This window comes from Blautia sp. ZXY-1-C6, from assembly GCF_056339875.1.
In genome coordinates this window covers 1-13,666 of sequence record NZ_JBWJVQ010000046.1, presented here as the reverse complement: position 1 = coordinate 13,666, position 13,666 = coordinate 1, and the positions used below count along the sequence as shown (strand labels likewise).

Annotated in this window: 16 protein-coding genes and 1 pseudogene; 11 read left to right on the top strand and 6 right to left on the bottom strand. The window is 41.2% G+C overall.

Features of this window, described 5'->3' with window-relative positions:
• From AC075J_RS02060 to AC075J_RS02030, 7 genes are all read left to right on the top strand, one after another.
• Positions 1-411 (top strand): YaaA family protein (locus AC075J_RS02060; RefSeq protein WP_476389910.1); only part of this gene is annotated, 411 nt, incomplete at its 5' end.
• Between the two features lie 175 nt (positions 412-586).
• Positions 587-1,636 carry a GGDEF domain-containing protein gene (locus tag AC075J_RS02055; RefSeq protein ID WP_476389909.1) on the top strand — a complete coding sequence of 350 codons (1,050 nt, stop codon included), beginning with the start codon at positions 587-589 and terminating at the stop codon, positions 1,634-1,636.
• A gap of 33 nt (positions 1,637-1,669) precedes the next feature.
• A complete protein-coding gene (locus AC075J_RS02050; protein WP_081019007.1) occupies positions 1,670-1,828 on the top strand; it encodes a rubredoxin in 159 nt (52 codons plus the stop codon).
• 153 nt (positions 1,829-1,981) lie between these two features.
• Positions 1,982-2,728 carry an SDR family NAD(P)-dependent oxidoreductase gene (locus AC075J_RS02045; protein ID WP_005421611.1) on the top strand — a complete coding sequence of 249 codons (747 nt, stop codon included), beginning with the start codon at positions 1,982-1,984 and terminating at the stop codon, positions 2,726-2,728.
• 86 nt (positions 2,729-2,814) lie between these two features.
• The gene (trxA, locus tag AC075J_RS02040; protein ID WP_005421612.1) at positions 2,815-3,120 is read left to right on the top strand and encodes a thioredoxin; all 306 of its coding nucleotides are present in this window, start codon (positions 2,815-2,817) and stop codon (positions 3,118-3,120) included.
• A 12-nt stretch (positions 3,121-3,132) separates the two neighbouring features.
• Entirely contained in the window at positions 3,133-3,453 is a 321-nt protein-coding gene (locus AC075J_RS02035; protein ID WP_008708183.1) for a rhodanese-like domain-containing protein, read from the top strand.
• A gap of 1 nt (position 3,454) precedes the next feature.
• Positions 3,455-5,146, top strand: coding sequence for an FAD-dependent oxidoreductase (locus AC075J_RS02030; protein WP_008708181.1), 1,692 nt, complete (start codon positions 3,455-3,457; stop codon positions 5,144-5,146).
• Positions 5,147-5,266: 120 nt separating this feature from the next.
• On the opposite strand, the gene AC075J_RS02025 is transcribed toward AC075J_RS02030, so the two are convergent.
• On the bottom strand, positions 5,267-5,950 hold the full coding sequence (locus AC075J_RS02025) for a Crp/Fnr family transcriptional regulator (protein ID WP_476389908.1): 684 nt from the start codon (positions 5,948-5,950) through the stop codon (positions 5,267-5,269).
• 166 nt (positions 5,951-6,116) lie between these two features.
• On the opposite strand from AC075J_RS02025, the gene AC075J_RS02020 reads away from it, so the two are divergent.
• Together AC075J_RS02020 and trxB are read left to right on the top strand one after the other, a co-directional pair.
• Complete coding sequence (locus AC075J_RS02020) at positions 6,117-6,440, top strand: thioredoxin family protein (RefSeq protein WP_005330449.1); 324 nt, start codon at positions 6,117-6,119, stop codon at positions 6,438-6,440.
• A gap of 15 nt (positions 6,441-6,455) precedes the next feature.
• Positions 6,456-7,412: a thioredoxin-disulfide reductase gene (gene trxB, locus AC075J_RS02015; RefSeq protein WP_173698444.1), complete on the top strand. Its 957-nt coding sequence runs from the start codon at positions 6,456-6,458 to the stop codon at positions 7,410-7,412.
• Between the two features lie 608 nt (positions 7,413-8,020).
• On the opposite strand, the gene AC075J_RS02010 is transcribed toward trxB, so the two are convergent.
• The 5 genes and pseudogenes from AC075J_RS02010 to AC075J_RS01990 all read right to left on the bottom strand — a co-directional run bounded on the left by AC075J_RS02010 (position 8,021) and on the right by AC075J_RS01990 (position 12,009).
• A complete protein-coding gene (locus AC075J_RS02010; protein WP_008707693.1) occupies positions 8,021-8,398 on the bottom strand; it encodes an MmcQ/YjbR family DNA-binding protein in 378 nt (125 codons plus the stop codon).
• A pseudogene (locus AC075J_RS02005) lies at positions 8,395-9,289 on the bottom strand (radical SAM protein). The gene AC075J_RS02010 and the pseudogene AC075J_RS02005 overlap by 4 nt, the downstream one beginning before the upstream one ends.
• A 79-nt stretch (positions 9,290-9,368) precedes the next feature.
• Positions 9,369-9,839 carry a GNAT family N-acetyltransferase gene (locus AC075J_RS02000; RefSeq protein ID WP_008707691.1) on the bottom strand — a complete coding sequence of 157 codons (471 nt, stop codon included), beginning with the start codon at positions 9,837-9,839 and terminating at the stop codon, positions 9,369-9,371.
• Positions 9,839-11,314, bottom strand: coding sequence for an amino acid adenylation domain-containing protein (locus AC075J_RS01995; protein ID WP_055058585.1), 1,476 nt, complete (start codon positions 11,312-11,314; stop codon positions 9,839-9,841). The genes AC075J_RS02000 and AC075J_RS01995 overlap by 1 nt, the downstream gene beginning before the upstream one ends.
• A gap of 20 nt (positions 11,315-11,334) precedes the next feature.
• Positions 11,335-12,009, bottom strand: coding sequence for an alpha/beta hydrolase (locus tag AC075J_RS01990; RefSeq protein WP_476389907.1), 675 nt, complete (start codon positions 12,007-12,009; stop codon positions 11,335-11,337).
• A 129-nt stretch (positions 12,010-12,138) separates the two neighbouring features.
• Between AC075J_RS01990 and AC075J_RS01985 the strand changes: the two genes are divergently transcribed.
• Both AC075J_RS01985 and AC075J_RS01980 read left to right on the top strand, forming a co-directional pair.
• Positions 12,139-12,321, top strand: coding sequence for a hypothetical protein (locus AC075J_RS01985; protein WP_008707686.1), 183 nt, complete (start codon positions 12,139-12,141; stop codon positions 12,319-12,321).
• 776 nt (positions 12,322-13,097) lie between these two features.
• On the top strand, positions 13,098-13,571 hold the full coding sequence (locus tag AC075J_RS01980) for a sigma factor-like helix-turn-helix DNA-binding protein (RefSeq protein ID WP_008707683.1): 474 nt from the start codon (positions 13,098-13,100) through the stop codon (positions 13,569-13,571).
• Positions 13,572-13,666: the final 95 nt, after the last annotated feature.

Sequence of the window (13,666 nt, the reverse complement as noted above, 5' to 3'; positions counted from 1 at the left end):
GATGGTGTGACGCCTTATCGTTTGGAAATGCAGGCGAAGGTTGGAATAGGAGAAACAAAAAATCTGTATGAGTACTGGGGAGATTTATTATACCGCTCAGTGATTGATAACAGCAGGATTATAATCAATCTGGCATCGAAAGAATACTCTAAGTGCATAGAAAAATATCTGACACGACAGGATAGATACATTACGATTACATTTTGTGAGTTATCAGGAGATAAACTGGTGACAAAAGGTACATATGCTAAGATGGCCCGTGGTGAAATGGTTAGGTTCATGGCTGAAAACAGAATTGAAAATCCTGAGGATATTAAGAAATTTGATAGACTAGGCTATTCATTCCGCTCTGATTTATCATCAGATGCAGAATATGTTTTTGAACGGAAAACAGAGATAACATCTTGTTAAAAAGATACTTGTTATGGGTATTTTTTTAATAAAGTAATTCGATTTTTCTTAAAAAATCATTACCATAACGATTATGATATTATATTTAAAGGTATTTGTCCAAAATATAGAGAAAGTAAATGAATAGCATAGTTATTGAAATGAATATTATTTAAGGTTAGAGATAAATTATGAAATGAAGACAAACAAGAAAAGTAAAAATTTAATAGGTATTATACAGAGTTTCCTTATATTGATATTGGTAGTTCTTATTATTTTTATGATGATTCAGATTAGTAGGCTGCAGGGAACAGCACGCGTAATAAATTATGCCGGTCTGGTACGTGGAGCTACGCAGCGCGAAATAAAATTAGAAATTACAGGAAACCAAAATGACGGATTAATTAAATATTTGGATGATATTCTTCTTGGATTGAGATATCAGGATGGACATTATGACCTGGTAAAACTCAATGACGAAGAGTATCAGGAAAAACTGCAAATCCAGAGTGATTACTGGGATAAATTAAAAACAGAAATTGAAGCAGTAAGAAACAAGGGATACGAAAATACAGACATTGTTAATATGAGTGAAATATATTTTACGATGGCAGATGAAACTGTCTCTGCCGCAGAAAGTTATTCAGAAAAAATCGCTGTAAAGATTCGTACCATAGAGCTTTTGTCGGCACTTGATATGTTGAGTCTGGTGATATTGGTTATTATGCAGACTCTAAAGGCAATGCAGATGGCAATGCAAAACAGACTGCTGGAACAAAAAGCATTCGTAGATGCCCATACTGGACTGCCAAATAAAAATGCCTGTAATGAGCTACTTAATAAAAAAGATATAATTACAGATTCTACAGCATGCATAATGTTTGATTTAAATAATCTAAAAACTGTAAATGATACAATGGGACATTCCGCAGGAGATCAGTTGATATTGAATTTCGCAAAGCTCTTGTGCAGTGTCATTCCAGAAAAGGATTTTGTTGGAAGATATGGCGGAGATGAGTTTATAGCAGTTATTTATTATACGAGCGAGGCGGAAATTAAGGAGATATTAAAATCATTGTCAAGAGAAAAAGAGAGATTAAATAGTTGTGAAAATCAATTACCAATCGACTATGCATGCGGATGGGCATTATCCTCCGATGATATGGCGTGTACAATGCAGATGTTATTGGATGATGCAGATGCTTATATGTATAAGAATAAACAGTTATGTAAGAAATATAATTAGCACTCAGCTCAGAGTAGATGAATCTTCTTAAATATAATCGATGTATGTGACGTTTGCGGATGGGAATATGATGAAGAGGAAGGTTATCCTGAAGGTGGTATTGCACCAGGAACAAAGTGGGAGGACGTTCCAAAAGATTTTGAATGCCCATTATGTAATGTTGGAAAAGATCAGTTTTCAGAAGTTGAATAAAATTCTGATTATTTAAATACGGATAGATAAACAAAAACCCTGGTGCGTGTGAGCAACAGGGTTTTTTATTGCGATAGTTTGTGATGATATCACAGAAAATGATTTACCTTTTGCTTATAATGTAACTACAAACAAAGTAAGGAGGTAGTCTAAATGAGATTAAAAGATAAAGTTGCAATCATTACGGGTGGAAGCCGTGGTATAGGATTTGCTACAGCTGATAAATTCTTGAAGGAAGGTGCTTCAGTTGTGTTGGCAGCAAGTTCACAGGAATCGGCAGATGTTGCTGTAGATAAGTTAAAAGAAAAATATCCCAATGCAATAGTTGCTGGAATTAGTCCAAATCTGGCAAGCATGGAGTCTGTCAGAAAGGCTTTTAAAGAGGCAACTGAAAAATATGGATGTGTCGACATACTGGTAAATAATGCAGGGATTTCAGAAAACACCTCATTTATGGATTATACAGAGGAGACTTTTGATAAAGTCATGGATCTAAATGTAAAAGGAGTATTTAATACTACTCGTGTAGCAGCAGAATGTATGGTGGCAAGAGGCAAGGGGGTCATTCTCTCAACTTCTTCCATGGTGAGTATTTCGGGACAGCCAAGTGGGTTTGCTTATCCGGCATCGAAGTTTGCAGTAAACGGATTGACTGTATCATTAGCAAGAGAACTAGGACCTAAAGGTATTCGTGTTAATGCTGTTGCACCTGGGATTACAGAAACTGATATGATGAAGGCCGTGCCAAAGGAAGTTATCGAACCTATGATTGAAAGAATTCCATTGCGTCGTCTTGGACAGCCAGAAGATATTGCCAATGCGTTTGTGTTTCTTGCTTCAGATGAGGCGAGTTACATTACAGGTGTTATATTAAGTGTAGATGGTATGGCAAGAAGTTAAGTTAATGAGGTATGGTGATGTAATCACGGAAAATAAATGAAATTAAGACTATAATAAATCTACAAAAAGATAAGGAGGACTGTAAAATGTCTGCTATTAATATCAATAAAAATAATTTTCAGAACGAAGTACTGAATTCAGATAAACCCGTTCTTTTAGATTTTTGGGCATCTTGGTGTGCGCCTTGCCGCATGGTAGTACCTATTGTAGAGGAGATTGCAAGTGAGCGTAGAGATATTAAAGTTGGAAAGATTAATGTAGATGAAGAGCCTGAACTGGCAAATAAGTTCAGTATTATGAGCATTCCGACTTTAGTGGTTATGAAGAATGGGAAGATTGTACAGCAGGTTTCAGGGGCGAGACCTAAGAATGCGATTTTAGAAATGCTTTAGGGAGGTGTGCTAATGGGATTTTTTGATCTCTTTAAACAGTCGAATATTAATCAAGGCATAGAAGAATATAAAAGGACTGGTGATGCAGTTCTGCTGGATGTACGTACACCGCAGGAATATCAGGAAGGACATATACCAGAAAGTAAAAATGTGCCGTTGCAGCAACTTGACAATATTGCTTCTGTAGCGAAGAATAAGGATATCCCACTGTTTGTATACTGTTATTCCGGTTCACGAAGCCGCCAGGCAACTGGGATACTGCAACGAATGGGATATTCTAAAGTAAATAATATCGGTGGCATTGCAGCTTACTCAGGAAAGGTGGAAAAATAAGATGAAGGTAATAATTGTAGGAGGTGTAGCCGGAGGAGCTACAGCCGCAGCAAGAATACGCAGACTGAATGAGCATGCTGAAATTACTGTGTTCGAAAGATCCGGATACATATCCTATGCAAATTGTGGACTTCCATATTATATTGGAGACGTGATCACAGACCCGGAAGAACTTACACTACAGACACCAGAGAGTTTTTTTAAACGCTTCCGTATTAACATGAAAATTCATCATGAAGTTATCTCCATACATCCGGAACGTAAAACGGTTTCAGTGAAAAATTTAGAGAATGGTGATATATTTGAAGAAAAATATGATAAGCTGATCCTCTCTCCAGGTGCAAAGCCAACACAGCCGAGACTTCCCGGAGTAGGTATTGATAAACTTTTTACACTTCGTACTGTAGAAGACACTTTTCGGATAAAGGAATATATAAATAAGAATCATCCAAAATCGGCTGTATTGGCAGGTGGCGGTTTTATTGGTCTGGAACTGGCAGAAAATTTGAGGGAGCTTGGCATGGATGTTACGATTGTCCAGCGGCCTAAGCAGCTGATGAACCCTTTTGACCCGGATATGGCATCCATGATCCATAATGAAATGAGAAAGCATGGGATAAAACTGGTACTGGGCTATACGGTAGAAGGATTTAAAGAAAAAGACAACGGAGTGGAGGTCCTGTTGAAAGATAATCCATCCCTTCAGGCTGATATGGTAGTTCTGGCAATCGGAGTCACACCAGACACAGTATTAGCAAAAGAAGCCGGTCTGGAACTTGGCATCAAGGAAAGTATTGTAGTGAATGACAGAATGGAAACCTCTGTACCGGATATTTATGCTGCAGGTGATGCAGTTCAGGTAAAACATTATGTTACGGGTAATGATGCGCTGATTTCTTTGGCAGGACCAGCCAATAAACATGGCAGAATCATCGCTGATAATATTTGTGGCGGTGATAGTCGTTACCTGGGCAGTCAGGGAAGCTCCGTTATAAAAGTGTTTGATATGACAGCAGCCACTACAGGTATCAATGAAACCAATGCCAAAAAGTCAGGATTAGAGGTAGATACAGTAATTCTTTCTCCTATGAGTCATGCCGGTTACTATCCTGGTGGAAAAGTGATGACCATGAAGGTGGTTTTTGAAAAAGAGACCTATCGTTTGCTTGGCGCTCAGATTATTGGATATGAAGGAGTTGATAAACGTATTGATGTGCTGGCAACAGTAATTCATGCAGGTCTGAAGGCAACCCAGCTGAAGGATTTGGATCTCGCATATGCACCGCCTTATTCCTCTGCCAAGGATCCTGTAAATATGGCAGGATTCATGATAGACAATATAGCAAAAGGTACCTTAAAACAATGGCATCTGGAAGATATGGATAAGATTTCTAGAGATAAAAGTGTTGTGTTGCTGGATGTGAGAACTGTAGGTGAATTTAACAGGGGGCATATGGATGGATTCAAAAACATTCCTGTAGATGAACTAAGGGAACGTATCAATGAAATCGAGAAGGGAAAGCCTGTTTACCTGATATGCCAGAGTGGGCTGCGAAGTTATATTGCCAGTCGTATTCTGGAAGGAAATGGGTATGAAACATACAACTTCTCCGGCGGATTTCGCTTCTATGATGCAGTTGTCAATGACCGTGCGCTGATTGAAAAGGCATATGCATGTGGTATGGATTATTAAAAATAATCATAATATTTTTATAATTTTCTCGTAATATAAAAAGATCCCCCATTTATTAGAATGACTTTCATAATTCTGATAAATGGAGGATTCTTCTTTATATGTTACAGAAAAACGATTTTATGACCTTTGGAGTGTTTCCAGTCTTTTTGGATCAAGGATTGTAATTTTGCCGCGGGAGAGTTTGACGAGACCCTCGCCTTGAAAGTATCGAAGCATTCGAGTGATAACTTCCCTGTGGGAACCAAGATGATTAGCAATCGTCTCATGAGTGATTTTCAGCTCGTTTGTTCCTTCGATAGAGGTCTCTTCTAAAAGAAATGAAGCAACACGCTTATCCAAACTCTTCCACATGATTTGTTCAATCAGCCACATGACATCAGAAAAACGGGTGGCTATTAACTCATTGGTATAGTTTGCGACGGGAGCAGATTCCTTCATAATGCCCTTATAGATTTCAGCAGGGATGATCCAAAGATCAGTATCTTTTTCTGCTTCAATGGTTACTTCAAATTGAATGGAGCGTATGATACATGAGGCGGATAAAAGACATATATCCATATCGAACAGACGGTAAAGTGTAATCTCTCGTCCTTCATCTGAAAGTATGTAGGTTCGAAGCTGCCCGGATTTAACCAGTAATAATCCAGTGCAATCCAGGTTTCCATTGTGAATGATTGTCCCTTTTTTTACATACTGTGTGATTAAATTGTCTGAAATTATTTTTTTCTGTGTTGTATTTAAGTCATTCCATAGTGGAAAACAATTTTCGAAGTTCATAACCGTTATCTCCTTTACGAACATAGTATACTTGCTTTTTTTAGATGCGTCAAATATATAACTGGCATATGCCATAAATAGAAATAAAAAGAAGTGTAATAAAGTAAATTATCTTTTCTGTGATATTATCACTGAAGTAAGACTTTCTATGAGGTATATTAAGTTCAAACAGGAGAAGGAGTTGAAAAATATGACATCAATAAATATAAATAAAGAAAAGTTTGGACAATTAATTCATAAAGAAAAACCGGTTTTGGTTGATTTCTGGGCACCTTGGTGTGGTTATTGCCGTAGAATTGGAGCGGCTTATGAAAAAATAAGTGAAGAATACAGCGATATTCTTATTGCTGGAAAAGTAAATATTGATGAAGAACCACAGATTGCAGAAGCTGAAAAGATTGAGATAATTCCTACGCTGGTTTTATATCGAGATGGAAAGGCAATAGATTCTATTGTTGCACCTGAATCAAAAATAATGATAGAGAATTTTATTAATGAAGCATTGGAAAAATAAAAGGAGGACTGCTGTATGAATGAAAATCATGTTTACGATATGATTATCGTGGGGGGAGGACCTGGAGGGTATACTTCAGCATTATACGCAGCCAGAGCAGGATTTGATACAATTGTTTTAGAAAAATTATCTGCAGGTGGTCAGATGTCATTGACCTGGCAGATTGATAACTATCCTGGTTTTGAAAATGGAATTGACGGATTTTCATTGGCAGAGAAAATGCAAAAACAGGCGGAAAAATTTGGCGCTAAAAGTGAATATGCTGAAGTTTTTAATATGGATTTAACAGGAAAGCTTAAGAGAGTAGAAACTAGTTCGGGAATTTATATTGGGAAAACAGTAGTGATTGCTACTGGAGCAAATCCAAGAGAACTTGGTCTTGCTAAAGAAAAAGAATTGATAGGTCATGGGGTTGCTTATTGTGCCTCCTGTGATGGTATGTTTTATAAAGATAAGATTGTGGTGGTTGTTGGTGGTGGAAATTCTGCTGTATCAGATGCTGTTCTTTTAAGTCGAATTGCTAAGAAAGTCATCATTGTTCATCGAAGAGATACATTACGTGCAACGAAAATCTACCATGACCAGCTGTTGAAAACTGAAAATATAGAGTTTCGATGGAACAATACAGTAAATGAACTGATTTATGGAGAACGATTGACTGGTGTGCGGTTGAAAGATACAGTTACAGGAGAAGAAAACATTATAGAATGTAACGGCCTGTTTGTGAGTATAGGAAGAAAACCGACAACAGATTTTTTAGATAATCAGATAGAACTGGATAATAAAGGATATATTGTGGCAGGTGAAAACACTGAAACGAGTATTCCGGGTGTTTATGCTGTAGGAGATGTCAGAACAAAGTTACTTCGTCAGATAGTAACAGCAGTTGCAGATGGTGCTATGGCAGTACATATGGCAGAAAAGTATATGGATCTGACTGTAGCAATGTCGAAACCCTATCTACCGTGTTAGATTCAGATGTTTCTGTAATTTCTGTTAATGCATCTAGGTCAATAGATGTTTTATCATCTGAATAATACCATGTAATCACCAGACGGTCATTATACACATATATCTTATCTACAAAATATTCAAGCACCTGATTTCGTGTATCTTCATCGTCAAAATCTGCTTTCGCATACATTTCAAAATATTTCTTTATACTGTTTTCATCTTCAACAAGTGCCTGTTTCAACTTTTCAGTTTCAATGGCTTCTTCAATGCCCGTCTTTTTTGTTCTCTACACAAACAAAAGAGTTCAACGAAATCTTGGGGTGCTTACACCACTGGAATTCCATGAACAAAAACTAAAAAACGTTGCATAAATAACCCGGTACATAAACTGTACCGGGGAAGAAAAAATTTTCGTTATTTAATTTGTCTACTTGACGGGTAGCACACCAAAACACTAGCTTTTTCTGGCTGCAGTTTTCTAAAAAAGTGCAACCAAAAATGCAACCCACATTTGGCAACTGCCCAATGGGCAGTGCCAAGAATGTTAATTTTGGGATTTTAAATTAAGATATACATGAAAAAAGAGAACAGCTGTCGCCATTCTCTTTTCTACAAACTTGAATTTGTCAGTATCTCTTTTTGCATGTTTTGGGTATCGTTGCTTCATAACTCATATCAAGCAACATTTTGGTTTTGTCATCTGATACGCTGCCATCCAGTGCAACAGTAATCCAGCTATCCTTGCTCATGTGATACGCCGGGAAGAAGCCGGGTTCCTCTCGTAGTGTGCCAATCAGAATTGGGTCACATTTGAAATCGACCACTTTCAGCATTTCTTCGCCTTGCAGCCCCAGCTTGTTCTTTGGTACATCCATAATCAGAGCAAACCACTTCCGATTATTACAATGCCGGAACACCTCATAATTCGGATATTTGAGCCACGGATAATCTGTCTCAGCGTTATATGTCTCCATTATAAATGATTCTAATTCTGCGCGTTTCATAACCTCACCTCTACAACTTCTAGCTTTCTGCATGTTACTATATAGTTTTGATTACCTGTTCTTCTGCATTTTGGCCGAGGGATAATCTCTTCGTGGAAAAAATAATTGACCACGATAGGCGGATCGTTGAACGGGCGTTTGATGGAATCATCATCCCGGACATACAGTAGCCCTTCCTCTTGGCAAAACTGCCGCATCTGCGCATCCAGCATTGACCAGTAGCTGCGTTCTTTTTTATTGTAAATGGTATCGTACAGCGGCAGCAGGTCTGGATGTTTTTCCGTTATATAGTCAAAAATCGTTTTCTTATAACCGCCCCGCAAGTTTAGGTTTTCCAGCCAGACCAAATTACATTGATTCTTCGCCCGGTGGATGATGGAGGGCAGGTCGGTGAGGCCGGGGAAAATCGGCGAGATAAAGCAGGTGGTGCGCACACCAGCATCATGGAATGCTTTCATAGCGGCCAGCCGCCGCTCAATGCTCACTGCATTGTCCATATCAGCGCGAAAATCTTCGTCCAGTGTGTTTGATCGACCAGGATACCCGCGCATTGGGGAATGTTTTAATGAGGTCAAGGTCACGCAGCACCAGGTCAGACTTGGTAGCAATACTGAGGCTACATCCGCTGCCCTGCATCTGCTCTAAAATGGCGCGGGTGCGGCAGGCGGTTTCCTCCAGCGGCTGATATGGGTCGGTCACGTAACAGAGAAACAGTTCTTTCCCTGCATACCGCTCCGGGTGTTTGATTTCCGGCCAAAATTTAACGTCTATGAACTCTCCCCAGGGCTCCGGGTGATTGGTAAAACGCTTCATAAAAGATGCGTAGCAATATTTGCAGCCGTGGCCACAGCCCACATAAGGATTGACCGAATAATAATCACTCACAGGCAAATTGGATTTTGTGAGGACGCTTTTTACTTCAACGTTTCAGATGATTGGCTCCATTGTATGTATGCTCCTTTGATTTTGCTTATTTTTCACGGGACAGTTTCATCATATCCTTCATATCGGCAAAACCGATTGTTTGATACAGCGGCCTGCCTTTGTCTGAGGTTTCAAGATATATTTTTGAAATATGCCGCTGACGAGCCTGCTCTACAAGCCACCTGACGATTCTGTTCCCTATGCCGTGTCCGCGAAACTGCGGCCGGGTATAAATGTTCATCAGGTAGGCACATTTCCCGTTTAGATTGTCCGGTGAGGGCATCTCATGATAGAGGCATATCCCGCCGCAGCCGACGATTTCCTCCCCTACGTAGGCAAAGCAGGCAATATGTCCGCCCTGCGGCAGTTCTGTTTGATAGTAGCGGCGATTTTCCGATTCCAGCTCTGTTACAGACCGCTCCGAGGGGATGGAGAATACCTCATGCAAGACTTCCATTCGCCATTGCATCAATACATTCAGGTCCTGGATCGTGGCCTGCCGGATCTGAATCTCCATTATAATGCCCCCGCTTTCATTACCACCGGCAGTTTCGACACATCCGGCTTACCGTTGACATTCAAAGGAATCTGCTTCATCTTCACAAAGAACTCTGGGATCATAAAGGAAGTCAGATTTTCAGACAGTTCTTTTTTTACTTCCGAGACTTTCAGCTTATTGTCGGAAGGCACCACATAGGCGGTCATATAGGACAGTCCATCCTCGTCTGTAAAAGCCCGGACAATAGCCTGCTGCACATCCTTGCACCGATAGAGCCGGGACTCCACCTCGGCAAGTTCCACCCGCTTGCCGTAAATCATGATCTGGTCGTCCTTGCGGTGCAGGAATGCAATGTTGCCATCCGGCAGGATATAGCCCAAATCGCCGCTGCGGTACATGGTGCTACCGTCCGGCTGCCGCTCAAAAGCTCTGTTTTCCTCGGCATGGTCGCCAATGTAGCCCAGAGATACACCGCCGCCATAAATGCAAATTTCACCCGTCTGCCCTTTGGCAACCTCGTTGCCAGACTGATCCAGAATCCTGATTTGCGCACCTAGTACAGGATGACCGATGGGATAGGTACCGTCCTCCAGCACAGTTCCACTATTACAACGGTAATAGGAGGCGCAGACCGTTGTCTCGGAGGGGCCGTAGGTGTTGTAAACCTCTGCTTTGTTCAGCAGGTGATCCACATAAACGCCCCGCAACACATCGCCGCCGCTGATAAGCAGCCGCAGAGAGGACGGAATGACAGACAGGTGGTTCATTTCTGCCAGCAGATACGGAAAGCCGCTGATCATAGTCACATGGTGGCGTTCCACAAAAGCCATCAACGCATGGATGTCGGCCTTATCCTCGTCAGCGGGGATGGCCAGAGCGGCACCATTCAGCAGACTGGTGAACACTTCCTCCACAAAGATGTCAAAAGAACAGACGGAATATTGCAGCATGACATCACCGGGGCCGGGATGGAACTCGTTGGCAAAGGCACGGACATAATGGCAAACATTGCGGTTGGTGACACAGACACCTTTGGGCCGCCCGGTGGTACCTGACGTATACAGCACATAGGCGGGGCGTTCCGGGTCTTCGATGGCATTGCGCTTCCAGGAGGGCGTCTCCACGCCGCAGATCTCACAATCTGTATAGCGGATGGGGAAACTGCTCAGTTTGGGCGCAAAGGCGTGTTCCGTCAGCACAAAATCCACCTGTGCCTCGGTCATCATGTCATGGATGCGCCCGGTGGGAAAATCCGGCTCGGCTGGGACATATCGGCCGCCGCATTTGAGTACCGCCAGAATCGAGGCAATCATCTCGGTTCGGTGACGCATGACGATGCCGATGCTGTGTACTTCCTGCGGAAAGCTGCACGTGATCATATCCACCATGTTGGACAGCTCTCCAAAAGTCATGGTGCGGTCGTTTTCAATGATAGCTGGGGCATTTTCATGTTCTTTAACTACTTTCTGAAAAAGCGAATAAATCGTATCCATCGTTTTATCTCCTTGTCGGTTTATCTATTTAATATCCAGTGAATGCCAGCCGCTGTGCGCTTGTTGCACGCCTGATAGTGGCTGCCACTGTTCAGTACGAAGGTGGTTTCGATGCCTTTCCCGTGGCACAGTGTTTCTATCTCCTGCGTATTCTGCTGCACAACGTTCAAAATCGGATTATCGGTGGAGCTCTCCTTGTCTCCGAGAGAAAAATACAGACAGTCAGGTTTGCGCTTCATCTCATGGGAGCACACATATTCCATGATGCCCTCAAACCAGAAGGAACCTGACATACTCGCTGCGCGGGCAAACACATCCGTTTGGTAGAGAGCGTAGAGGGCGAACAGCCCGGCCAGCGAGTAACCGGCGAGGCCCCGCCAGGTGGGCGCACCGGGAAGGAGCGCTTCCGCTTCCGGCATAATTTCATCCAGAAGCAGTTTCAGGTAATCATCCGCACCCCCGGTGCAGGGCGTATCGTGTTTAGAGATCGGCCCCATATACCACGGTGTCATGTCATGATCCCATTTCAGCTCACTGACCGCCACCAGACAGAAATCTGGGCAGCCGAGCGCCATCAGGTTTTTATACACACTGTTAACGGCATTGGAAAAGGTGTTGAGATAGATAACTGGGCTGCCCGGCTTTGCGCTTGGGTATATGTCCACTCTTTTTTGTTCTATGGTTAAAGAAGTCACTTTGTTGCCTCCTCTCTTGACGATTCATTGTATAAATATTGTACGGTATCCGAAAACGAAAGCAAGTACGCAGAAAGTTCGTACATAGTATCAAACTACTGACCAAGGCTATAAACAGGAGGAATCAAGATGGATCATATCATGACATATGAGGAATATCTGCGCGATGTCAAGAAGGGAATCGTCACCGATCTGGGCAACAGCCCGGTCACGCCGCTGCTTCTGATGCTTCAGGGAAAGTGGAAAACACAGATTACCATGACGATTTGGTTTGTGTTGCTTTCCGCTGGAATTAAAACGTCAGCCTTCTAGATATCAAAATTTCGAGGCTCAATCACACTCTCTATTTTCTCGCTGTCTACGCTTAGCAACTACCATTACTGGCAGTCACCCAAGACTCGCTACTGGCGGTTGGTTAGACCTTACCAGACAGGCATTCCACCTGCTAGACTACTCGCCCTTGTCTGGGCGCACAATTCCGATTTGTTAAATTCATATCCGCATTATAGCATAAAAATAACGACACTGTATATCACTTTCGTAACATACAATGCCGTTACTTTTATTTTCTTCGATACACCAAACAAAACATATTCCTGTATACGATAATATCATATACAGAGTTCGACTTGTTCAGCTTTAGTGGGGAAAATGTAAAGTGAACTCCGCCTTTTGGCATAGGAATTGTTTTGTTAAATTAAATAATGAAAAAGAAAATAGTCATTTTGATAGAACATATTAACTATAAATAATCAGAATTTGAATAGTGAACTTTTTACACTGAAATATGTACGATTCTAATAATGACATGAACTTATGGGAACGTATTGCGGATACTTTGTGAACTTTATCCTGATACAATGATTATGCTGATGAAAGAAGGCATAGATAACTGAATACAAGAAAGAGACGAAAGCCTCAGTAGTTAAGAAAAAACTACTGGGGCTTTTTTTCGTGCCTGAATTTTTCAGCCAATAACTGCGGGCGTATCCCGGCAGGATAAAGGCGGAGCAGGCATGATTCTAAATAGAGGTCCGCCTTCTGGATTTGAAACGAGCAACAAGATTTCAAATTCAGGAGGAACGGACATGTATATTGAACACCCATATTTTTATGAAGGAAAGTATTACGCAAATATTGATGGAGAAATGATCGAAGTTACAAAAGAAGTTGCGTATGCGATGAACAATTTTTACAGAAGCAGCAAGGCAAAAAAAGTTGAGATCAAGAACGAACTGGGTGAGGTCGTGGATAAGATGCTGCGGGAGGTACCTTACAGCGGTCAGTCCATTGATGGAGAAGTCTTCATGATTGAGGATTTTCCAGATCTGAACTGTGATGTGGAGCACTGTGTACTGACAAAAATGGAACAGCAGGATATTCACAAAGTGATCAATCAGCTGAACTCAGAGGAACGCATGATTATTTATGGCATTTTCTTTGAAAACAAGACACAGACACAGATGGCGGAGATTATGGGGATTTCCAGACAGATGCTGTCATACAAGCTGAAATCCACTCTTAATAAGATGCGTGAAATGTATATGAATAAATTTTTTTAAAAATTTTTCAAAATCTTTTGCATCTGCCAAAGTCATTTGACTTTAGTAATTAGAGGAAGTTAAAGGACTTCCTAAAATGAACCATGATAACTGAA